The 20,268-nt window shown below is 61.0% G+C and carries 23 protein-coding genes and 1 pseudogene; 12 read left to right on the plus strand and 12 right to left on the minus strand.

All coding sequences use genetic code 11. The features are described from left to right. Positions 1–41: 41 nt before the first annotated feature. A complete protein-coding gene (locus tag HS053_RS20055) occupies positions 42–2,204 on the minus strand; it encodes a ParB/RepB/Spo0J family partition protein (RefSeq protein WP_174213021.1) in 2,163 nt (720 codons plus the stop codon). A 242-nt stretch (positions 2,205–2,446) separates the two neighbouring features. Between HS053_RS20055 and HS053_RS20060 the strand changes: the two genes are divergently transcribed. From HS053_RS20060 to HS053_RS20070, 3 genes are all read left to right on the plus strand, one after another. Further along, positions 2,447–2,896: a universal stress protein gene (locus tag HS053_RS20060; RefSeq protein ID WP_174213022.1), complete on the plus strand. Its 450-nt coding sequence runs from the start codon at positions 2,447–2,449 to the stop codon at positions 2,894–2,896. A 491-nt stretch (positions 2,897–3,387) separates the two neighbouring features. Continuing rightward, on the plus strand, positions 3,388–3,891 hold the full coding sequence (locus HS053_RS20065) for a hypothetical protein (RefSeq protein WP_174213023.1): 504 nt from the start codon (positions 3,388–3,390) through the stop codon (positions 3,889–3,891). A gap of 84 nt (positions 3,892–3,975) precedes the next feature. Further along, the gene (locus tag HS053_RS20070) at positions 3,976–4,254 is read left to right on the plus strand and encodes an HU family DNA-binding protein (protein WP_174213024.1); all 279 of its coding nucleotides are present in this window, start codon (positions 3,976–3,978) and stop codon (positions 4,252–4,254) included. Between the two features lie 194 nt (positions 4,255–4,448). On the opposite strand, the gene HS053_RS20075 is transcribed toward HS053_RS20070, so the two are convergent. Then, complete coding sequence (locus HS053_RS20075; RefSeq protein WP_174213025.1) at positions 4,449–4,772, minus strand: hypothetical protein; 324 nt, start codon at positions 4,770–4,772, stop codon at positions 4,449–4,451. Between the two features lie 19 nt (positions 4,773–4,791). Further along, the gene (locus HS053_RS20080) at positions 4,792–5,475 is read right to left on the minus strand and encodes a hypothetical protein (RefSeq protein ID WP_174213026.1); all 684 of its coding nucleotides are present in this window, start codon (positions 5,473–5,475) and stop codon (positions 4,792–4,794) included. Positions 5,476–5,608: 133 nt separating this feature from the next. Between HS053_RS20080 and HS053_RS20085 the strand changes: the two genes are divergently transcribed. Next, entirely contained in the window at positions 5,609–6,568 is a 960-nt protein-coding gene (locus HS053_RS20085) for an IS481 family transposase (RefSeq protein ID WP_174213027.1), read from the plus strand. Here the strand turns inward: HS053_RS20085 and HS053_RS20090 are convergent. From HS053_RS20090 to HS053_RS20100, 3 genes are read right to left on the minus strand one after another with little or no spacing between them, the layout of a single operon-like run. Then, positions 6,530–6,751 (minus strand): aminotransferase class III-fold pyridoxal phosphate-dependent enzyme, encoded by a 222-nt coding sequence (locus HS053_RS20090; RefSeq protein WP_198838574.1) that lies wholly within the window; start codon positions 6,749–6,751, stop codon positions 6,530–6,532. The two genes, HS053_RS20085 and HS053_RS20090, sit on opposite strands and share 39 nt — an antisense overlap. After that, positions 6,748–7,587: a pyridoxal kinase gene (gene pdxY / locus HS053_RS20095; RefSeq protein ID WP_174213028.1), complete on the minus strand. Its 840-nt coding sequence runs from the start codon at positions 7,585–7,587 to the stop codon at positions 6,748–6,750. Before pdxY ends, HS053_RS20090 begins: the two co-directional genes overlap by 4 nt. After that, positions 7,587–8,786, minus strand: a complete 1,200-nt coding sequence (locus HS053_RS20100; RefSeq protein WP_198838573.1) for a benzoate/H(+) symporter BenE family transporter — start codon at positions 8,784–8,786, stop codon at positions 7,587–7,589. The genes pdxY and HS053_RS20100 overlap by 1 nt, the downstream gene beginning before the upstream one ends. Before the next feature lie 150 nt (positions 8,787–8,936). Here HS053_RS20100 and pdxR point away from each other — a divergent pair, with 150 nt between their 5' ends. The 3 genes from pdxR to HS053_RS20115 all read left to right on the plus strand — a co-directional run bounded on the left by pdxR (position 8,937) and on the right by HS053_RS20115 (position 12,681). Beyond that, positions 8,937–10,430, plus strand: coding sequence for a MocR-like pyridoxine biosynthesis transcription factor PdxR (gene pdxR, locus HS053_RS20105; protein ID WP_174213030.1), 1,494 nt, complete (start codon positions 8,937–8,939; stop codon positions 10,428–10,430). Between the two features lie 131 nt (positions 10,431–10,561). Beyond that, a complete protein-coding gene (gene glyA / locus HS053_RS20110) occupies positions 10,562–11,866 on the plus strand; it encodes a serine hydroxymethyltransferase (protein WP_174213031.1) in 1,305 nt (434 codons plus the stop codon). A 26-nt stretch (positions 11,867–11,892) separates the two neighbouring features. Beyond that, positions 11,893–12,681 carry a YggS family pyridoxal phosphate-dependent enzyme gene (locus HS053_RS20115; RefSeq protein ID WP_174213032.1) on the plus strand — a complete coding sequence of 263 codons (789 nt, stop codon included), beginning with the start codon at positions 11,893–11,895 and terminating at the stop codon, positions 12,679–12,681. 77 nt (positions 12,682–12,758) lie between these two features. On the opposite strand, the gene HS053_RS20120 is transcribed toward HS053_RS20115, so the two are convergent. The 3 genes from HS053_RS20120 to HS053_RS20130 are packed head-to-tail and all read right to left on the minus strand — an operon-like array spanning position 12,759 to position 15,543. After that, positions 12,759–13,724: a LysR family transcriptional regulator gene (locus HS053_RS20120; protein ID WP_174213033.1), complete on the minus strand. Its 966-nt coding sequence runs from the start codon at positions 13,722–13,724 to the stop codon at positions 12,759–12,761. Between the two features lie 9 nt (positions 13,725–13,733). Beyond that, positions 13,734–15,155 (minus strand): MFS transporter, encoded by a 1,422-nt coding sequence (locus tag HS053_RS20125; protein ID WP_174213034.1) that lies wholly within the window; start codon positions 15,153–15,155, stop codon positions 13,734–13,736. Positions 15,156–15,180: 25 nt separating this feature from the next. Continuing rightward, positions 15,181–15,543, minus strand: a complete 363-nt coding sequence (locus HS053_RS20130; RefSeq protein WP_174213035.1) for a DoxX family protein — start codon at positions 15,541–15,543, stop codon at positions 15,181–15,183. A 150-nt stretch (positions 15,544–15,693) separates the two neighbouring features. Between HS053_RS20130 and HS053_RS20135 the strand changes: the two genes are divergently transcribed. From HS053_RS20135 to HS053_RS20145, 3 genes are all read left to right on the plus strand, one after another. After that, on the plus strand, positions 15,694–16,293 hold the full coding sequence (locus tag HS053_RS20135; protein ID WP_174213036.1) for a TetR/AcrR family transcriptional regulator: 600 nt from the start codon (positions 15,694–15,696) through the stop codon (positions 16,291–16,293). Between the two features lie 94 nt (positions 16,294–16,387). Further along, a complete protein-coding gene (locus tag HS053_RS20140; RefSeq protein ID WP_198838571.1) occupies positions 16,388–17,023 on the plus strand; it encodes a LysE family translocator in 636 nt (211 codons plus the stop codon). A gap of 18 nt (positions 17,024–17,041) precedes the next feature. After that, entirely contained in the window at positions 17,042–17,572 is a 531-nt protein-coding gene (locus HS053_RS20145) for an AAA family ATPase (protein ID WP_174213037.1), read from the plus strand. Positions 17,573–17,671: 99 nt separating this feature from the next. Here the strand turns inward: HS053_RS20145 and HS053_RS22420 are convergent, their stop codons facing one another. Continuing rightward, on the minus strand, positions 17,672–18,364 hold the full coding sequence (locus HS053_RS22420; RefSeq protein ID WP_174213038.1) for a DUF3363 domain-containing protein: 693 nt from the start codon (positions 18,362–18,364) through the stop codon (positions 17,672–17,674). A 58-nt stretch (positions 18,365–18,422) separates the two neighbouring features. On the opposite strand from HS053_RS22420, the gene HS053_RS20155 reads away from it, so the two are divergent. After that, positions 18,423–18,632: a hypothetical protein gene (locus HS053_RS20155; RefSeq protein ID WP_174213039.1), complete on the plus strand. Its 210-nt coding sequence runs from the start codon at positions 18,423–18,425 to the stop codon at positions 18,630–18,632. 25 nt (positions 18,633–18,657) lie between these two features. Here the strand turns inward: HS053_RS20155 and HS053_RS20160 are convergent. Beyond that, positions 18,658–18,837 (minus strand): annotated as a pseudogene (locus HS053_RS20160) (IS5/IS1182 family transposase); the annotation flags it as partial. A 381-nt stretch (positions 18,838–19,218) separates the two neighbouring features. On the opposite strand from HS053_RS20160, the gene HS053_RS20165 reads away from it, so the two are divergent. Next, complete coding sequence (locus HS053_RS20165) at positions 19,219–19,644, plus strand: helix-turn-helix domain-containing protein (RefSeq protein WP_174213040.1); 426 nt, start codon at positions 19,219–19,221, stop codon at positions 19,642–19,644. A gap of 26 nt (positions 19,645–19,670) precedes the next feature. On the opposite strand, the gene HS053_RS20170 is transcribed toward HS053_RS20165, so the two are convergent. Then, a complete protein-coding gene (locus HS053_RS20170) occupies positions 19,671–19,976 on the minus strand; it encodes a hypothetical protein (protein ID WP_174213041.1) in 306 nt (101 codons plus the stop codon). Between the last annotated feature and the right edge of the window lie 292 nt (positions 19,977–20,268).

Here is a 20,268-nt window from a genome sequence, read left to right on the forward strand (position 1 = left end):
ATCAAGCTGCGAGGCGACCGAGGCCGCCCCGCAGCTGAAGATCATTCCGCAGCGATGCTGTGCGGCGGTTCCTGCTCTTCTTCCTCGAGTGCATCGTCGTCCTCGCCATCGTCCGAGAGGAAGTCAGGCAGCGAATCGAATTCCGAGCTCTCGCCCGCGCCCGCATCCTCGGTGGCCTGAGCGCCGTCCATCCGCAGGGGCTCCGGCAGCCAGCCGCTGCCCGCAAGCAGGCGTTCGGCTTCCGTGGCCATCTCGCCCTTCTTGAGATGGCCGATCAACTCCACAGCCTGCTCGCCAACCCCTTCGCGCACAGCCTCAAGGATGCGGGCCTTGGTCACGCGGCCGAGGTAGTTAGCGACCGTTGGCCTCCAGCCCGCTTCGACAAGATCGAGACCCGTGATGCGCGCCAGACGATCCGCCTCCTGCAATCGGCGATCAAGACCATGTTGGCTGATGCCATTGCCGCTATAGGGATTGGGCCGCTCATAAAGCGCGTTGACCCCGAAGCTCAGGCAATGAGCCAGAAGCGCCTGTCGGCTGGCCTCATCCAGAGCATGCAGCCAATCCCAAAGCCGGTCATCATGGTCTTCGAGCGGGATATCCGCCCTCCAGGCCGTATGCCGTTCGTCGATAGCCTGCGCCGGCAGCGAGTCACCGAGATCCGGGGCCTGCACCGACAGATGCACGTCCTGAACCCGGGCCTGCAACGCATGGCCGGCACTGCGGATGCCGAAGCAGTCGAGGACAAGCCGGTGCAAGAGCGCCGTCATCGCGATGCGCGGATTGTTCGCCACCGCATCGCGCAGTGCCAGCGTCCGATGCGCCGTCAACTCGATCACCAACCGCTCGGGCAGCGGCTTAATCGCATCGGCGTCGTCTTCCTCCTCCTCCTCCGGCGGCGTGCTGGGTTCACCGCCAAGGGTGATGACCGTGCGTTGGTGACAGACATCGGGCTCCGCCCGTTGCAGCACCTCACCGGTCTCGGGGTCGACAATCTCGGGTTCCGGCTCCAGCGGCGCTTCGTCCTCGGCCCGCACATAGCCGCGCTCGATCAGCAGCGTGCCATCGACATCGAGACTGACGAAGACCCCGGCCCGCGCCATCTGCGCCGGCTCATAGGTCATCGGCCGCATCTCGAATGCGCCAAGGGTCTTCTCGATCTCGCCCAGGCGGGCATCAACCTCATCGGGATATTCCTCTGCCTCGGCATGTTCTGCCTCGAGACGGTCATATTCGTCGCGAAGCGCCCCGCGCGTCGCGCGCTCCTCCTCGGTCAGGTCGACCGTGGTGCCGATGATCTGCCGCATGCCGTAGGCGTGGCTGTAGGGGAAGCTGACCGCGACCTCGATCCATTTCCAGCCCTCGGCGGCGATGGTCTCGGCCTCCACCTTCAGTTTCTCGTTCACCAGCCGGTCGAGCAGCACCGGATCCTGCAGCCAGCCGCCATCATCCTGCTGGAAGAGATCGCGCAGCACATAGCCGCCCGCAGCCTCGTAGGCCTCAATGCCAACGAAGGTGACGCGCTTGTCGGAGGCCCGGATCGTGGTCTCGGTCAGCAGGCGGCGGATATTGTAGGGCTCCTTCGACCAGTTGTCCTTCACCGCGTCCCAGACCTGAACCTGGCGCTCATGGTCCGAAGAGATGGTGAAGGCCATCAGCTGCTCCAAAGTCATGCCGTCCTCGGCATAGATCTCGAGTAGCGCCGGCGCGACCGAGACCAGCCGCAGGCGCTGTTTCACCACCTTGGCGTCGACGAAGAAGGCAGCTGCAATCGCCTCCTCGGTCATGCCCTTCTCGCGCATGGCCTGGAAGGCGCGGAACTGGTCGACCGGATGCAGCGGCGCGCGCTCGATATTCTCGGCCAGCGACACCTCGTCGATCAGCACATCGTCGGTAGCGTTCGACACGATGCAGGGGACCGGTGCAGTCTTGGCGAGGCGCTTCTGTTTCACCAGCAGTTCCAGCGCCCGGAAGCGGCGACCGCCGGCGGGCACCTCGAACAGGCCGGTCTCGGCACCATCCTCGCCCAGAACCGGGCGGACATGCAGGGACTGGATCAGCCCGCGCCGCGCGATGGACTCGGCCAGTTCATCGCCCGAAACGCCGGCCTTGACGCGCCGGACGTTGGACTGGCTCAACACCAGCTTGTTGAAGGGGATATCGCGCGAGGACGACAGCGTGATCTTCTGAACGGCAGTGACCATGTCAGATACTCCAGGACGGGCGCCGGGGAGACCCTCTCTCCGGCTACCAACCCGTCATGGACCCCCCCTCCCCTCTCTCCCTCTCCTGGACGGAGATCTCGGACGGGCGTGGGTGAAGGATGCTGGACACACCCTGGCGTATTGATTTGTCGGGATTTCCTTGGCCCCCGTCCACGGCTGTGCGACAAGAAGACGATCCCGCCTTACACCAGATCTGCCCCGTCACTTGATAAGGAATGGTCATGTATCATCACATCCTGATCTCCACCGATGGATCCGAAACTGCCACCAAGGGCCTCGACCATGGTCTGACGCTCGCGAAGGCGCTTGGCGCAAAGGTCACCATCGTCACCATCACCGAGCCGTTCCCGGTCTATGCCGCAGCTGCAGGCGGCGCATGGGTCGCACCTATCGAGATGAATGGCAGCTATGAAGAGAGCCAGAAAGAACTGGCCGATGGCATCCTGAAGGCCGCGAAAGAGGCCGCCGACAAGATCGGCGTGTCGGCCGAAGTTCTGCATGTCCCGAACGGGTTTCCGGCAGAGGCCATCGTCGAGACCGCAAAGACCCGCGATTGCAGCCTAATCTGTATGTCCTCACATGGTCGGCGAGGTCTAGGCCGCTTGCTGCTCGGCAGCCAGACTGCCGAAGTTCTGGCCCACAGCCAGGTGCCGGTCCTGGTGGTCCGCTGAGGTACGGCAGACGTGAAGATCCTGCGAACCGGTCGGGTTTCCCGAGTGCCCCTGCTTTGGGAGCAATGCGGTGCCCGATGACCTTCCCTCATCATGGGTCGATCTTCTTCGCCGTGCCGAAGGTCGACCTGATGGGGTTCTGTCCCTGGTTGACGCGGACGGGAATCCGACCATCGACCAGATAGCTGAGCGCCTGACTGACCGCGGCTTCTTCAAGGTGGCCAGCGCAAGACGTTATCAGTTGACAGAGGCTGGTCGTGCAGTTCTCGCCGGTTTACCGGGGCTGAAGCGGCGCAAAGCGGCAAGTGAGAGTGGATGGCTGAGCCGCCTGTTTCGGCGGAGATAGTCGCTTATCGCCATGAGCGGCAACCGCCCATGGGCGACATGTCGCCCAGCCTCAATCGCAGATCCTTGCGAGCAGAAGACGCCATCCCTACCTGCAGGTCGGGCGACGATGCCAGCGACAACAAGAACATATGGGCATGCTGACAATGCGCTATCTGCTTGCATTCTATTCCGCGACCACCAGTCAGTGGCGGTGCCTCGACACCGCCCTGCTGTCTGTGCCAATGCCAGGTCCCGAGGACATCCCTCGGGTGCTTCACGCAATCCCGGACATCACTCTGCAGTGGCTACTGGAACGCCGGGAGCTTGGTCCTTTTGAACCGACCAGTGGCGAGGCAATCACAGACGCCGTTCTTGTCTACAGGTTGGAAGCCAGCGGCTCCCCGATCGGTGATGGAACCGACTATCTCGGTGCCTGGCTGGAAATGTTCATGCAAAGCCATAGGCCAATCGGCACGATCAGGCTTCTAGCCACCAGTCAGAGGGCGCAGTTCGAGAGTTTCGATGCGCTTCGGGGACTGGTTGCCGCACCCCTGCAAGCACGTGATGAGGCCTGTCAGCAGACGATGGACCTGATGAAAGATTACGTGCCCACTCCTGCCGAAGAGCGCGCAGACGTTCTCGAAATCCAACGCCAAGAATCTGTGTAAGGTTCTATCAGGCCTCGAATTTGACGATTCCGCTTCGCGGCCAAAGCTGCAATGGTCGTCACAATCCAACAGGAGTAAACTAGGATGACCACGATCAATGACATTGCGGGCAAGATCGCCGAAGAGAACGGCTTGACGAAATTTCAGGCCAAAGCGGCCGTCGAGGCTGTCTTCAAAGCCGTGACGGAAGCAGCCATCGCCGGCGAGGAAACCTCAATCCCCGGCTTTGGCAAGTTCAAGGTGAAAGAAACCGCCGAACGCGAAGGCCGCAATCCCGCCACCGGCGCCACCGTGACCATCGCGGCCTCGAAAAAGCTGACCTTCGCCCCGGCAAAGGCCGTGAAGGACGCGCTGAAGGCTTGAAGCGATCCGATAGCGGGGAGGCATGAGATCGGTTAGCGAAGGGCCATTGCCCCGCATCCCATATCTGGCCAACCCCGCGAGCGGTTACACCGACCGCACCGGACGGCACCTCCCCCTACCGTCCGGTGTATCTTTTGTCACGCGACAGCCGGCGCGGCCTCGCGCTGACGCGCTTGGCCTGATTGTTCTCCGTTTCACCAGGTGGTGATGTTGTGGCTGATGTTTTCCCTCTCTAAGAAAACTTGGATCTCATCGTAGGGATTGCCACCACCTGCGCTGACGGTGAACCTCTGAGCCAGGAGTGTAAGGGCATCGCGATCCGCGGCATCCTGTAGTTGGCAGGAAAGAGCGGATCTCATTAATGGCACGTCCTTGGCGGCAATGGTCATATGCCACTCAATCTTGCCGTCTCCGCTGATGATGCGGATGTCGCCGTTGCCGTCCAATCCCGCGTCTGTCCTCCACCATTTCCTGGTACTGGCAGTCGCTTCCTCACTGTAAAGGACAACACGATCCATCCGCATCCCCCGCCTTTCGCTATTCCGCCACCCTTGCGAACTGTATGTAATAGCTATGTCCGGATGTTTGATAGGGGATACCTTCCGCCGTCATAAATGCCCGAACGTCTTGATGCGGTTCCGCGTCGTCGAATTGCGCGGTGAATTTCTCCCGGAGCAGAACCAAAGTATCGGCGGCGAATTTGACAGGGATGATTGGCATATGGCGCAGAATTGCCGCGTTCAGCGCCGCGATATCGGCCTCAGCAATAACGGTATAGAACTGCTCCTTGTCTGTTTTATGAGTGATGCGGACGGTGTGGTCGGGTTCACGTGTAGCAATCGTTTCGAAAAACGGTAAAGCAACATCGGATCGGAGCGCAACGTAGTCCAACTGCTTCCCGTCGATCACCACGCGGGTCAGATCCGCATCGTTGGGATAGGTAAATATCGGGGTTTTCTCCATTTCCCTCATAACCTCGCCGTCCACCTCAACGGCGCTGACGAACGACAGACCATATTGGCAGCCCAGGCTCATGACGGCCCGCCAGTGCCACAGCCGTTCATCGTCCCCGGCGTCTTCGGCTTCCTTCATATGGGCCTCGCAAGTCTGCAAAAAGCCAAGGCATAGAGCATCGCCCGTTTCCTCACGAACCCGCAGGAACTCGAGCCACACCTCCCCTGTGACAACGAAAACCAAATCGGGGCGGTGGTCTCTCAGCATCACGGTTCCTCGTTGCTCGGAGAATGTAGCAGCGCAAGCATCCACGCCATGCCGATGATACAGAGCCGTCCCCTAGGTGTTTGATCCCACGGTTTGATGGTGCGATCCTTTCTCTGGAATGGAAGGATGCAGCATGGGACAAGTTCGTCACGGGAGCGCCACGACCACGCACGCCGTCAGAACTGCAATACAGCGATCGCAGGCTTCGCTCGCGCAGCTGAGCCGGGAATTGGGCATCAACCCCAAGACGGTCGCGAAGTGGCGCAAGCGTGCGACGGTCGAGGATAGGAAGACCGGGCCGACGGAACCGCGCTCAACGGTGCTGACCGAGGCAGAAGAGGCGATGGTTGTTGCATTCCGGCGCCACACGTTGCTGCCGCTGGACGACTGCCTCTATGCCCTGCAGCCGTCTGTCCCGCATCTGACGCGGTCAGCGCTTCATCGGTGTCTGCAGCGCCATGGAATCTCGCGCCTGCCGGATGTCGAGGGCGAAAAGCCCAAGCGGCAGAAGTTCAAGCGCTACCCCATCGGGTTCTTCCATATCGACATCGCCGAGGTGCAGACGGGTGAGGGCAAGCTCTATCTCTTTGTGGGCATTGACCGAACGGCCAAGTTCGCGGTCGCCCAACTCGTTGCAACGGCTGACAGAAAGACCGCCTGGGAGTTCCTGCAGCACATGCTCGAAGCCGTGCCCTACCAGGTCCACACCATTCTCACTGACAATGGCATCCAGTTCGCAGAGCAGCCGCGCAACAGGAACACCATCTATTCGCGGCCGATGCGTTTCGACATGATCTGCGAGGCCAACGGGATCGAGCACCGGCTGACCAAGCCGAACCATCCGTGGACGAACGGCCAAGTCGAGAGGATGAACCGCACGATCAAAGACGCAACCGTCAAGCGATACCACTACGACAGCCACGACCAGCTTCGAACGCACCTCGCGGATTTCTTGGCAGCCTACAACTTCGCCCGAAGGCTCAAGACGCTGAGCGGCCTCACGCCCTACGAATACATCTGCAAAATCTGGACATCAGAGCCGGATCGATTCATCCTAAACCCGATCCACCAGATGCCGGGACTGAACACCTAGCTTGCGACCCTGCTGCTCCAGTGCCGCGACGATATGAGGATGCGAATAACCCAAGGCGTTGACGGCAATTCCCGCGCCGAAATCGAGATAGCGTTGTCCATCGGTTGCCGTAAGCCATGCGCCGTCACCCTGCTCGAACACCATGGACGCCGGTTGGAATACGGCAAGAAGTGCGCTCGTCATTCGATGTTCTCCACCAGTGCGTCGATGACGCTGCCGAGCTGCATTTCATGTTCGCCCTCGGCGATGGTGCGCCCGAGGACTTCGAGAACCACGGCGGCAGCATTTCGGGCGGCCCCTACCAGATTGCGGCCGTGCGCAAGGTTGGCGGTTAGAAGCCCGGTGAACAAATCGCCCGTGCCGACCGGTACGATAGGCAGGCGGGGAGAGGTCAGGCGCATGAACGTGCCATCCTCAAACACGACATTTTCCAGCGAACCGGCCGGGGTGTCTGGGAATGTGCAGCCGGTAACAATGAGCCGCGCCCCCCGGATTGCCTGAACCTTCGCTGCCTCTGCTTTCAGTATCGGCCATGATGTCGGTTGGCTCTGTGTCAGCAAGCCAAGCTCGAACTGATTGGGGGTCAAGAGGTCGGCGAGCGGCACCAAATGGTCCAGCAGACATTCGATGACCTGCTCGGCGACGAATACCCCGAGATTGGAGTCGCCCATGACCGGATCGCAGATATAGGTGATGTCGGGATTGAGCTGGCGGGCGCGTTCCACGAACGCCGCGACCACCTCGCCATTGGCGCGCGAGCCGAGATAACCCGAAACGATGTAGCGGCTCGTTTCGATCAACCCCCGTTCCTCGACGCCGCGTAGCAGGTCGCCCACCAATTCCGGTTCCAACACGCGCCCGCGCATAGTCTCGAAATGCGGATTGTTGGAAAGAAGGGTTGTCGGCACCGCCGCCACGTTTAGCCCGCGCGCCTGCATGGGCAGGACGGCGGCGCTGTTGCCGACATGCCCATGAACAACCTGACTCTGGATCGAGATGATAGAGGTCTGCATGGTCATCACTCTGCCGCGCCTTCGCTGATCGCAGTTTCGACAGGCCGTTTGCGGGGAAGCTGTCCGTTCAGCACCATGTATGCGATGAGGCCGATCACCAGCCCCCAGAAAGCGCCTCCTACACCGAGCATGTTGATGTTGGCGGCCGAGGCGAGGAACGTAATGAGCGCCGCTTCGCGCGATGCCGGTTCCGCCATGGCTCCCGCGAGGCTGCCGCCGATGGTGCCGAGTAGCGCGAGGCCCGCGAGCGTGGTGATGAACGTGGCGGGGAACGCCATGAATACCGCCGCAAGGGTCACGCCGAACACGCCGACCAGAACATAGAAGCAGCCTGCCGCGATACCAGCGATCCACCGCTTCGACGGGTCTTCATGCGCTTCGCGGCCCGTAGCGATGGCGGCCGTGATGGCGGCGATGTTGAACGCATGGGAGCCGAAAGGGGCCATGACAAGCGAGCCAAGGCCGGTCACGGTCACGATGGGGTTGGCGCTCGTCTTAAACCCGTCATTCCGAAGCACCAGCATACCCGGCATATACTGGCCGGTCAGTGTGATGAGGAACAAGGGCAGCGCCACGCTCAATGCCGCGTTCAGCGTGAACTCCGGCATGGTGAATATCGGCATGGCGAACTTCAATTGCAGGCCCGACAGATCGACGCGATTCTGCAAGAGCAGAAACACAAGCCCGATTACGAGGATGCCGACCACGGCATAACGCGCGGAAATGCGTTTGAGCAGCACATAGGCAAGGATCAGCAGGCCAACCAGCAGCGGATCGACGCTCGCACCACCAAAGGCCCCAATTCCGAATTGCAGCAATATGCCCGCGAGCAGGCCCGAGGCGATGCCGGGCGGGATCAATCGGATGACCTTCTCGAAATATCCCGACATGCCGAGCAGAACGAAGGCAGCAGCGGAGATGATGTAGGCTCCGACCGCTTCCGCATAGGACGTGCTGGCAAGCGCCGTGACAAGAAAGGCGGCAGCCGGTGTTGACCAGGCCGTAATGATCGGCTCGCGGTAGCGCCAGCTCAGGAACAGCCCGGTCAGCCCGACGCCAATCGATACCGACCATACCCATGATGCCGTCAATTCCGGGCTAAGGCCCGCAACCCGCGCGGCTTGGAACACAAGAATGAACGTCCCGCCATAGTTGACGATGACGGAGATCAGCCCGGCGACGATGGGGTGGGTAAGATCATTCAACCGGATAGGCGATGGTGACGGACTGGACGACATGGTTCCGAAAATTCTCCAAGGCAGGGCGACAGGGCACGAGGCCGCGAACATGCCTTGACATTTAGCCGGTCAATGGCCTGATGTTCCCCGCCAATTATTTCCAGAGGATCAGACCATTTGTTCAAGCACTCACAGCTCGAATCCGTGAAGGCATGGCTCGCCCATCCTGCCCATTCGGCGATGCCGCTCCATGCGCGGATACAGCGGGCGATCCGGCAACTGATCCTTGACGGCGCGATTGGCCCCGGAAAGGCGCTCCCAGCCTCTCGCGCGCTTGCGGCGTCGCTGGGCGTTTCGCGCGACACGATAGAATCCGCCTATGCGCAGCTTCATGCCGAGGGCTTCATTGAACGGCGCGTCGGCAGCGGCAGCTTCGTGGCGGAAATGACGGAGTTCGCACCCGGACATCGGCGCTCCAAGCGCGACGCTCTCATGCGCAACCAAGCGCCAAACCTTAGTAAGCGCGGCGACGCTACGTTCCGCAGTGGTGGTGTGCGTGAGATACTCATGCCGCGCCCCTTCGCACCCGGAGTGCCGGATACGCGCAGCTTTCCCCTCCCGCTTTGGGAACGGCTGGAACGACAGGTGTTGAAGGAAACCGGCACGTTGGCGCTGCTGCATGGCGATCCGCAGGGGGCTGAGCCGCTGCGCCGGGCTATCGCCGACTATGTGAATCTCGAACGCGGGGCGCGCGCCACGGCCGACCGCGTGCTGGTGCTGACCAGTTCGCAACAGGCATTGACGCTCTGCGCGAACATGCTGCTTGATCCCGGTGATCGCATCTTCATCGAAGACCCGGCCTATTACGGCGCACGTAAGGCGTTCGACGCGGCGGGGCTGGAATGCGTACCCGTTCGTGTGGACCGACAGGGCATCGTCGTTGAGCCGATCATCGACGACCCGCGTCGGGCGAAGTCCGTTTTCCTTACACCTTCACACCAGTTCCCGACCGGTGTGACGCTAGCGCTGGATCGTCGGCTTGCGCTGATCGAATGGGCGGCCCGGCATCAGGCATGGATCATCGAGGACGATTACGACAGCGAGTTCCATTATGCGGGTAAGCCCACCGCCTGCGTTCAGGGCCTCGATCCGCATGATCGGACCATCTACATCGGCACCTTCACCAAGTCGCTCTTTCCGGGCTTGCGGATCGGCTATCTCGTGCTGCCGCCGCAACTGGTCAAGCCGATGACGGTCGCACGCACGCTGCTTGATGGTCACACCGCGTCCATAGCGCAACTTACTCTCGCACGTTTCATGGAAGGCGGGCATTTCGGCGCGCATGTGCGGGCTATGCGCGGCATCTATGCGCAACGGCTTGATGCGCTTTCTAGCTTGGTCCGCAAACACCTTTCCGATTTTGTCGAACCTCGTGTTCCTATCGGTGGTTTGCAGATGCCCTGCGTTCTGACCTGCGACATTCCCGAGCGCGTGGCCGTGGATGCCGCGCGCCGTGTCGGCGTGGAGTTGTTGGGACTGTCGCCGCTACATGCCACGGGCGGCGGCAAGGCCGGTTTCCTGATGGGCTTTGCCGCATACACGCCGGCGGAGCTTGAGGTTGCAGTCAGAAAACTGGCGAACGCACTCCAGTCGGTGAGGATGCCTACCTAAATGGTCTGGATATGATCCCATAAGTGGATGGGAATATCAGACCACTTTCGTGATAGGGACCGGCAAACCGGCTTCCGCATGATGCCCATGTGGTGAGCCGCTCCCTGCCTGAACCTTGAAGGAGATCAGCGATGGCAACATCGACAGCCTACGCCCCGAGCCAGCCCCTTGCCGAAGGAAGTGTTGGAAGCATCAGTCTGTCGGGTGGAGATAGTCCGGTATTCGCCGCTATTGCTGATGAACAGAACCGCCAGCGTAATTGCATCGAACTGATAGCCTCGGAGAACTTCGTCAGCCCCGGCGTCTTGGAAGCGCAAGGTTCGATCCTCACGAACAAATATGCCGAAGGCTATCCGCACCGGCGCTATTATGGCGGCTGTGCCAATGTCGATGTGGTGGAAGACCTCGCCATCGAGCGGCTGAAGCAGCTTTTCGGCAGCGCCCATGCCAATGTGCAGCCGCATTCGGGCAGCCAGGCCAATCAGGCGGTATTCCTCGCGCTCCTCAATCCCGGCGACACGATCCTCGGTCTCGACCTGAAGGCCGGCGGGCATCTCACCCATGGAGCGCCGGTCAACATATCGGGGCGATGGTTCAACGTGGCGAGCTATGGCGTAGAGCCCGACAGCCACCTCATCAACATGGACCGGGTCGCAGAAGCGGCACGCGAACACCGCCCCAAGCTGCTGATCGTCGGCGGGTCAGCCTATCCGCGCGAACTCGACTTCGCACGGTTCCGTGAGATCGCTGACGATGTCGGCGCCATCCTGATGGTCGACATGGCCCATTTCGCGGGGCTGGTCGCTGGTGGCGCCTATCCTTCGCCAATGCCCCATGCCGATATTGTCACGTCCACCACGCACAAGACGCTGAGGGGCCCGCGTGGCGGCTTCGTTCTGACCAATGATGCCGGGATCGCGAAAAAGATCGACTCTGCGGTGTTTCCCGGCCTTCAGGGCGGCCCGCTCATGCATGTGATCGCGGCCAAGGCGGTGGCTTTCGGCGAAGCCCTGCAACCATCCTTCAAGATTTATACGCAACGCGTGGTCGAGAACTGCCGCACACTTGCGGAAGTCCTGATCCAGGGTGGTCTGGCAATCACCACAGGCGGCACCGATTGCCATCTCGCTGTCGTCGATCTGCGTCCTCTGGGTGTGACCGGCAATATCGCCGAGAAGGCGCTGGAGTCGGTCGGCATCACGCTCAACAAGAATGCCATTCCCTTCGATCCGGAAAAGCCGATGGTGACCTCCGGCATCCGTGTGGGAAGCGCTGCCGGCACCTCGCGCGGTTTTGGTCCCGATGAGTATCGCCAAATCGCATCCCTGATCCTCGATACGCTTCACGGCGTACGCGCAGGAACGCTCGATTCCGAGCGCGGGCAGATCGCCGGCCGTGTGCGCCAACTGGTCGCGCGTTTTCCGCTGCCATATTGAACAGCATGAGTGAGGCCAGCACTTAAATGACCGCCACCCCGATGCCGGATCTTTCGCCAAAGGACATCGCCCGCTTCGGCGACGATCCCGCCAGTCGCTTCGCCGCCAATTTGAAAAATGTTCAGGAGCGCATCGCAGCCGCCAGCCTGCGCAGCGGTCGCAGCGCCGATGCGGTGCGCCTGCTGCCCGTCACCAAGACGGTTCCGGCCCATATCCTGCGTTTCGCCTTCACCGCCGGGATCACCGATTTCGGCGAGAACAAGTTGCAGGAGGCGCGTGACAAGCAGGCTGCGCTGGCCGATCTGGCGATCCGCTGGAACATCATCGGCCACCTTCAGACCAACAAGGTGAAATACCTTGTTCGTTTCGCGTCCGAGTTCCATGCGCTGGACAGTATCCGGCTGGCCGAGGAACTGAACCGCCGCCTTGACGCGCTGGACCGCAACCTCGATGTCTTCGTGCAGGTCAACACCTCGGGCGAGGAGAGCAAATTCGGCCTGCATCCCGATGATTTTCTGCCCTTCGTCGAGCGACTGGTCGACTATCCGCGCCTCAAGCCACAAGGGCTTATGACGCTGGCGGTCTTCAGCTCCGACGCCGAGCGGGTGCGGCCGTGCTTCCGCCTGCTGCGCGAGTTGCGTGACCGCGCGCTGGCTGTCCATCCGGGGCTGACCAGGCTGTCCATGGGCATGTCGGGTGATTACGAACTGGCCATCGAGGAAGGTGCGGATGTGGTGCGCGTCGGTCAGGCCATCTTCGGCCCGCGTCCGACCGATGATGCCTTCTACTGGCCGGGCGCAATACCACTCTCATAGCCCTCTACCCAGGGGCCACGATGCCGAGCACCCTGCACGTCGCTCGGTCTATGCTGGCTGACCGGATCGAATCGCGGCTAAAATCGGTCCGCCCGAACCGATCGTCCCATTTCGCTGGCGAGCGACAGCAGATTGTGAAGCGCGGTGCTGCGGTTGAACGGCGACCAGACGGCGGTAAAGGCAACCGGCTCCAGCTCGTCGGATAACGATCGGAAGGCGATGCCGGTCGTCGGCAGCAGTGCCGTGGCTGCCCCGACGATGGTGATGCCGAAGCCCTGCCCAACCATGGACAGCAGCATGCCGCGCCCTACGTCGAAACGCAGGATTGGCGGCGCAGGCCAGCGTCCGGCGAAGCGCAGCATAATGTGGTCATGAACCTGCGGGCCAGTGCCGCCATGGCGGACGAGAAAGGTCTCGCCCACCAGATCGGCCCATGTAATTGCCGATTGCCCGGCAAGACGATGCTGTTCCGGCAGCACCGCCACCAGCGGTTCGGTCCAGATCGGGCGGGTATGGCAGTCGGGCAATTCAAGCTTGCCCGCGACGAACACCACATCCAGCCGGTCGGCGCGAAGCTGGATGACCGCATCGCGGGCCGTGCCTTCGTTCATCTCGACCTCGATGCCGGGATGGGTTTTGCGATACTGCGCGATCAGCTCGGCGAGGAAGCTGCCGGGGATCAGGGCATGGATGCCGATACGGATGCGACCACATTTCCCTGTCGCTGCCATGCCTGCTGTCTTCACCGCATGGTCAAGATGATCGACGCCGGCAGCTATCCGCTCGACGAAAAGGCGTCCTGCCTCGGTCAGCCTGACGCCGCGTGCGTGACGCTCGAACAGAAGGATGCCAAGGTCTTCCTCCAGCGCCTTCACGCGGGCGCTGACGCTGGATTGCGCTACGCCGAGCGCATTGGCGGCGTGGCGGAAGTTCAGATGTTCGGCGACGGCAAGCGTCTGAATCAGTGACGCGAGGGGAATGCGACCGCCGAGAATTTGAGACGATCTATCCGGATGCGCATTTTTCAGACGCCGCCGTCGCATGGTGGCAGGCTACTTTTTCGTTGCCACGCCAGCGGCGAAGATGCCTAACAGGGTAAGAAGCGCGATGCCGAGCGTAACATAGCGAGCGGAATCCACCGCAGATTCCCCGCCTGCCGCCATCAGCGTGCCGGCGAGCGCAGAGGTGATCGAGAAAGCAATAAGTTGTGTGATGGTGATCGCAGCGGCAGCCTTACCCCCTTCGGCGGAGTCGTGGGTACTGCTCATCGCGGCCACACCGAGCAGCGGCCATGCCAGTCCGATGCCGATGCCAGCGAATGCGAGGACGGCCGCCCAAATCAGCACCATCGCAATATCGGCACCGGCGACCTGTAGAAGCCCATATCCGATCAGCCCGGCCGTCAGCAGCAATGGGCCGACGCGGATAGCCCGGCGGCGGCCGCTCTCACTCTTGACCGACACCACGAAAAGCTGAGCGATGACCCACGCCAACGAGAGAACCGCGCCGAGAAATCCTGCGATCAGCGGGGAGAGGCCAGCCAATTGTTGGCCGAACAGCGGAATGAAGTTCTCCACCATCACGCCCGCGCTCAAGGCAGCAACCGTGAGATAGACCCATTTCAGGGAGTTGCCGCGCCGATAGGTGATGTGCGGAAGGATGGTCTCTTTTGCCCGCCGCTCCACGACGACGAACAGCCAGAGCAGCACTAGACCGATCCCGACCATTGCCAGCGTCGGCCAGCCTATCGGCACGATGGCGCTGAGGCTGATAGCGATGGTGGCAAGGACAAGCGGAATGAGAGAGGCAACGGGAACAGGCGAACGATGCCCCGAGCCGGCCATGCGGCCGAACGCGCGCTGAGCGATGATTCCAAACAGCAGCGAAACCACCGCAAGCGCACCGTAGGACCAGCGCCAGAGTCCGAGTTCCGCGAACACACCGCCAAGGGCCGGCCCGAACAGCGTTCCCAAGCCCCACATGGCTGACACGACGCCGGTTGCTCGCGCCCAATGGCGTTCGGGGAGTGCGGCACGGATCACCGCGTAGCCAAGCCCTGCCAGCAAACCGCCGCCCAGTCCTTGCACGACGCGACCGACGATCAGCAGTTCCATCGTTGGGCTGGCGGCATTGGCCGCTGCGCCGAGCGCGAAGACGACGAACGCCGTAACATAGGCAAGCGCCGGCCCCTTCCAGTCGAGGATACGGCTGACAAACAGCGAGGCTACGATTGCCGAGATAACGAACGCAGTCGTCACCCACGCATAATATTGCTGCCCGCCAATATCCGCGACGATGGAGGGCATCAGTGCGGCGGTGAAATAGAGGTTCATGGCATAGAGCAGCACGCCGCTTGCCATGACCAGAACAATGGCGAGGTGGCGGCCGGACAGAAGATCGGACCATCCGTCCAGATGCGCCGCAGGCGCATTTGCGGGATCGGCCGAACCGGCCGGAGTAGGTGAGCTATTCATCGGGGATTCTCCGAAAGGGGAAGGTTCAGTCGGCTGCGCGCCGGACGGCCAAGGACAGGCCCAGCACGACCAGCGAGACGAGCAGGACAATGCTGGGAGCGACTGCATGGCCGTAATCGGCGTTCACCAGTGTTGTGAGAGACGCGGCAGCCATCACTATCGCCCCAAGCCCGGCTCCATAGGGCCGCGAGCCAGCGCGAATCAGCAACAGCCCAGCGGCCAGCTCGAGAATGGCGGTGATGTAATGGAACCAGTCGGGGTAACCCCAAGCCACATAGGCCGCCGCATTTTCCTCTGAGATGAAGATGTTGCCGTAAGCGCCGAAGAGAAAGAAAGCCGCCAGTAGCCAAGCCAGGCTGGTCGCTATGATCGGAAGGGGTCTGTTCATGTGGCCTCGCACCTTGGAAATCGGACCGGCTGAGGCAGCATAGGACTGGACTCACCAGCCGTTCCGACATAGATTGAATGCTCACTCTAGTTATGATCGGCGTGCGGTCAAGATATATTAGAGCGATCATTCTATCTTTATGGAGGTCCCATGGTCCGCAAGCGCGTTCCCGAGCAGCATGAAGGCAGACGGCAGGAGATTCTCGCAGCGGCACATCGGTGCTTCCTGCGCCATGGTCTGCAAGGCGCGTCGATTTCGATGATCTGCAAAGAGGCGGCAATGAGCCCCGGCCACCTCTATCACTACTTCCCTAGCAAGGACGCGATCATTGAGCAGATGGCGGATGATTACCTTGCCAGCCTCCACAGCCATTTCAGCGGCCACCCTGAAGGCGAACAGACGGCAACTGTTCTGCTATCGGAATTGTGGAGCATGAAGGGGTGGGATGATCTCGGTCATTGCCGCATTCTGTTCGAGTTGTTGGCAGAAGCGGGACGCAACGAAAGAATCAGAGCCATCCTCAAAGAGAACACCGATGGTGTTCGAACATTGCTGACAGAAGCGCTGACAGCCGGCCAGGCACGTGGCGAAGTCGATTCCGGTCTTGATCCAAAGCACACGAGCGCGGTTTTGGTGGCGGTCCTTGATGCCGCGCCGATGCTGCCGTTGATGACAGCGGACCTTGACTTCGAGGAGAGCCGCAAATTGATCACGACCATGGTCGGCCGATTTCTGAAGCCTCAACAATGAGGCGGATCATGAAAATGGAGGATGGCGGCCGGTCGAAGCATTGGTGCCAGTCGCGCCAAAAACTTCCTTTTGACGTCGCGGATCGCGTCAAGTCATGACAGATGTTTCACAATTAACCGCGCCCAACTTGTTCGGCTTGCAAGCATTTCTGGCGCTGTGTCTCTACACAGCCGTAACATCGGTCACGCCCGGACCGAACAACATGATGGTGCTCGCATCCGGTGTTAATTTCGGCATTCGGCGGACATTGCCACATATTGCGGGCATCAGCATTGGTTTCGCCGCGATGGTCGTCATCATCGGGATGGGCCTTGGAGTGATTTTCGAGGCGTATCCCATGCTCAACATCGTCCTGCGGTGGGTAGGCGGCGCCTATCTTCTGTATCTGGCATGGAAGATCGCCGGGGCCGCAGCACCGGAGGATGCAGAAAGATCGGCTGCCAGACCCTTGGGCTTCATTGGCGCTGCTGCGTTCCAATGGTTCAACCCCAAGGCATGGGTCATGGCGCTCGGTGCCGTCGCCACTTATCTTCCGGGTTCCCCCTCGCTGTCGTCCGTGGCCGCAGCTGCGCTGCTGATGGCAGTGATCAACGCGCCCTGCGTCGGCATCTGGGCGGCGTTCGGTGTCGGCCTCCGCCGGCTTCTTACGGAGCCTATGAAGCTGCGCGCCTTCAATCTCACCATGGCAACGCTGCTGGTTGTCTCACTCTATCCGATCTTCGTGGCATAGATGACAAATGCTGAACACATGATCGTCGTGACTGGTGGTCCCGGTTCCGGCAAAAGCAGTCTGATCGATGCCATGGCACAGCGTGGCTTACGCACCATGCCCGAGGCCGGCAGGGCGATCATTCGAGACCAGATCAAGATCGGCGGTAAAGCTTTGCCTTGGGCGGATCGCGCACTCTTCGCCGAACTCATGTTGGGCTGGGAGTTGCGTTCCTATCAGGACGCTCTTCAAAGTGATGAGCCTGTCCTTATGGATCGTGGAATACCGGATGTTGTTGGTTATCTCACACTCTGCGGGCTACCTGTGCCTGCTCATTTCGAAGCGGCGGCCAAAACCTACCCTTACAATAAGCGGGTTTTCCTCGCCCCGTATTGGGACGCCATCTTCACGCAGGACACTGAGCGCAAACAGGGCAGGCAAGAGGCCGAGGCGACCGCCAAGGTTATGGCAGAGACTTACAGCAGGCTTGGCTATCAGATAGTCAAGCTCCCGCTGGTGGGGGTCGAGCAGCGTGCCGACTTTGTTATCGATAATCTACGAACCTTATGACCTGACGTTGTCATGCGCCAGTTTCCTGAAACTATATTTTGACAGCTATAATGAGAAGGATGAGCTGTCACTTCTCTGTCTCCCCGAAGTGGTCTTTCGTTACAGCGAAATCCCCCTCTGCCGGCCCAACTGCCACGACACTGAACCGCCCTGCACGACGCCCATGACCTCGCGGCCGAGCTGGCGGTCGATGACCGGCCGCCACGGGACTAAAGTAAATTCATGGGATTTCTCGACCACGGCAAACTTGCCACTTGATAGCTGCACGGTGCCTGTGAACTTGCCGCTGACGTTCTCGCCGTCCGTGGCGGCGCGGAACGGCAGCCCCTTGCTCTCGGCCATCTCTGCGCCGACGCGGGCAACCTCGCGCTCGCGCAGAGTGGCGAGAAGGCTGCGCCGATAGAAGATGCGGCCGTTCCGCGCTCGGGTGGCGTCGCCCTGTTCGATATGATGCTCGCGGCGCTGGTCCATCGCTTCGCGCACCTGCTGGCCGAAGCCGGTCGGGGCAAGGTCGGCCGTCTCGCCATGGATCAGCCGCCGGTCCAGCCAGGTCGCGCCGTCCGATCCGATCTGCTTGCCTAGATCAACCGGGGACAGGACGCGAACGCTGGCCTGCCGGTCGCGGCCGGCATCGTAGGCGGCGGCGCGGTTGACCAGATCATCGGGGATGCGCCATTGGTCTGCGTCGATCCGTTCGACGATCCCGGCCCGGCGCAGCGCCTCCAGTCGGCGGACATGGGCATCGACATAGCCCTCACACACGCTGTTCCTGGCGAGCCATCCCGGCGTCATCGGGACGGCGAACTCCGTCTCGCTGTATCTGCTCAACCCTCGGGCAAACGGCGACGTGATGGTAACGGAAATGCTCTATGTTAAGCCGACACGTAGCATTCTGGTCGTCACCTCGATCTCGGTGCATAACCCCCTCGGTGCCAGTCGGGCCGCCAAGTTTCTGGCCTGGAGCGATGAACCAAGCACCGGATTGGTCAGCTCCGCATTGAACCCGGTCTTGATGGGTGTGGCGCTGCTCGGCACCCCTGCACTGTGCTCGATGTCCTGAACTGCCCCGGAGAGGTTGCGCCGCGAATAGCGGCCGCCAGACGGTCCGGATCTCGTGATGCGATCCGTTCACCGAACGCTTTCAAGGACCTCATCTTCGCTTCGACCCGACTTTCGGCATGACATCCTGTCCAGCGTCTACAGGCGGCTCGACCCAAGCGTAGGATCGGGCGGAGGATATCGTTGCGAGCAGCGGCGGCGGGGCAACCCTATCCGCCAACTCGAAGGCCAACCAGGTCGGAAAACGATGGTGGCAAAACGGTACATTTCAATAAGGAGAACGACCGATCAAGGTCGGCTCACCCTATGTGATTGCGCGTTGGCGGCAGTTCTCTGACCAACCGGCTCCCTTGAACACTGCGCGGTGATTGGTATTGTATCGCTCGGGTCGCACCTCACGTGCGGCTCGGGGCGTGAGAACCCCTTCAAGACAGCGGCTCTCTGTAGTGCAGCCGTTACCCGCACTCCTCGACCTCTTCGGTCGGGGAGGCTTACGCGCATGTCCAAGGCCTCGCGGCCCAAAGGTGTAAGCGGTCTTTCTGTCTTGAAGACTTCTCAACTCCCCGATCACAGATCAGGGGAGCGAAATGGCAAACCGTTTTCGCAGCATCTACCCGATCAACCAGATGAGCGAGGGCATGCACAGAGACATCGACATCATATTGGGCGAGCAAATCCGCGATCTTCGTCGTGCACAAGGGATATCGCTTGCAGATCTGGGAGACGAAGTCGGTGTCAGCTACCAACAAATGCAGAAATATGAAGCCGGGGTTAACAGCCTGAGTGTTTCAAAATTTGTTCAAATTTCGAAGCTTTTCAGCCAGGAGCCTTCGAAGCTGCTCAAGCTCACTTTGGCTTCGCCCGATACCCGCTGCGATCCTTTAAACCGCAGCTTCGTTTCTGATCAACACATGTGCGGAGAAAGAAGTCGGCTGAGAGAGGCCTATTTCGCACTGGCTTTGAAAACGCGGCTGACATTCCTCCACCTTCTGGAAGCCGTTGCCCGGCCTTAGCGCTGCATCAGAAGCGCGTGTAGCTTCTATCTTGCCTGAGCACGCTGTTCGTCGCGCAAGCGGTCCCTCACCTGCTCGTAGATCTCTGTGACCCCGGGCATTGCGATGGTTACGGCCAGACCGAAGGTAACAGGTTCATCCAACCGCTCTCCCTGATCCGGTTCGCGCTGTATCCAAAGCGGGATGGTCATATCTGCCGTTACAATCGCCGCTTTTTCGCCGCGCCAGGAGCGAGTGTACACAGTGCCGCGGTTGGTCTGGTTGAAATCTGGCTGATCCGGGTGCGCTTTTACGCTGAGCTGCGCAATCCCATCCGGGTCCAGTATCTTCATCCTGACAGACCGGTAAGACCGGCGCGCCGCAGCGACGGGCGTAAACCACGCCAGCGTGGCTGAGAATGAGTGCGGCCTCGGTTTGCCGCCGTATGCTGCCGGTATAGGTATCGAGATCGGCACCCTTTGCTCGGGCCCGACTTCTCCTGTCGCCCAGAAGGTTGCCCTATCTCCCGCACAGGCCACTGCTTCATCTGCGTCAACCGGACCGTATCCGTAAGCGTTTCCTGGGCGGCACCTTCCCAGTTTTTGCCTGACCTGCGACTCCGCGCCTGAATGATATCGGGCAGGA

The organism is Tabrizicola fusiformis (genome assembly GCF_013328815.1).
Lineage (GTDB): Bacteria > Pseudomonadota > Alphaproteobacteria > Rhodobacterales > Rhodobacteraceae > Fuscibacter.

Coding starts and splice junctions, on each gene's coding strand:
- HS053_RS20145 (WP_174213037.1), top strand. CDS start 17,042: ATGATCGTCGTGACTGGTGGTCCCGGTTCCGGCAAAAGCAGTCTGATC.
- HS053_RS20090 (WP_198838574.1), bottom strand. CDS start 6,751: ATGACGAGCGCACTTCTTGCCGTATTCCAACCGGCGTCCATGGTGTTC.
- glyA (WP_174213031.1), top strand. CDS start 10,562: ATGGCAACATCGACAGCCTACGCCCCGAGCCAGCCCCTTGCCGAAGGA.
- HS053_RS20170 (WP_174213041.1), bottom strand. CDS start 19,976: ATGAAGATACTGGACCCGGATGGGATTGCGCAGCTCAGCGTAAAAGCG.
- HS053_RS20130 (WP_174213035.1), bottom strand. CDS start 15,543: ATGAACAGACCCCTTCCGATCATAGCGACCAGCCTGGCTTGGCTACTG.
- HS053_RS20075 (WP_174213025.1), bottom strand. CDS start 4,772: ATGGATCGTGTTGTCCTTTACAGTGAGGAAGCGACTGCCAGTACCAGG.
- HS053_RS20065 (WP_174213023.1), top strand. CDS start 3,388: ATGCGCTATCTGCTTGCATTCTATTCCGCGACCACCAGTCAGTGGCGG.
- HS053_RS20120 (WP_174213033.1), bottom strand. CDS start 13,724: ATGCGACGGCGGCGTCTGAAAAATGCGCATCCGGATAGATCGTCTCAA.
- HS053_RS20135 (WP_174213036.1), top strand. CDS start 15,694: ATGGTCCGCAAGCGCGTTCCCGAGCAGCATGAAGGCAGACGGCAGGAG.
- HS053_RS20085 (WP_174213027.1), top strand. CDS start 5,609: ATGGGACAAGTTCGTCACGGGAGCGCCACGACCACGCACGCCGTCAGA.
- HS053_RS20080 (WP_174213026.1), bottom strand. CDS start 5,475: ATGCTGAGAGACCACCGCCCCGATTTGGTTTTCGTTGTCACAGGGGAG.
- HS053_RS20115 (WP_174213032.1), top strand. CDS start 11,893: ATGACCGCCACCCCGATGCCGGATCTTTCGCCAAAGGACATCGCCCGC.
- HS053_RS20060 (WP_174213022.1), top strand. CDS start 2,447: ATGTATCATCACATCCTGATCTCCACCGATGGATCCGAAACTGCCACC.
- HS053_RS20070 (WP_174213024.1), top strand. CDS start 3,976: ATGACCACGATCAATGACATTGCGGGCAAGATCGCCGAAGAGAACGGC.
- HS053_RS20155 (WP_174213039.1), top strand. CDS start 18,423: ATGGTAACGGAAATGCTCTATGTTAAGCCGACACGTAGCATTCTGGTC.
- HS053_RS22420 (WP_174213038.1), bottom strand. CDS start 18,364: ATGACGCCGGGATGGCTCGCCAGGAACAGCGTGTGTGAGGGCTATGTC.
- HS053_RS20165 (WP_174213040.1), top strand. CDS start 19,219: ATGGCAAACCGTTTTCGCAGCATCTACCCGATCAACCAGATGAGCGAG.
- HS053_RS20140 (WP_198838571.1), top strand. CDS start 16,388: ATGACAGATGTTTCACAATTAACCGCGCCCAACTTGTTCGGCTTGCAA.
- pdxY (WP_174213028.1), bottom strand. CDS start 7,587: ATGACCATGCAGACCTCTATCATCTCGATCCAGAGTCAGGTTGTTCAT.
- HS053_RS20125 (WP_174213034.1), bottom strand. CDS start 15,155: ATGAATAGCTCACCTACTCCGGCCGGTTCGGCCGATCCCGCAAATGCG.
- HS053_RS20055 (WP_174213021.1), bottom strand. CDS start 2,204: ATGGTCACTGCCGTTCAGAAGATCACGCTGTCGTCCTCGCGCGATATC.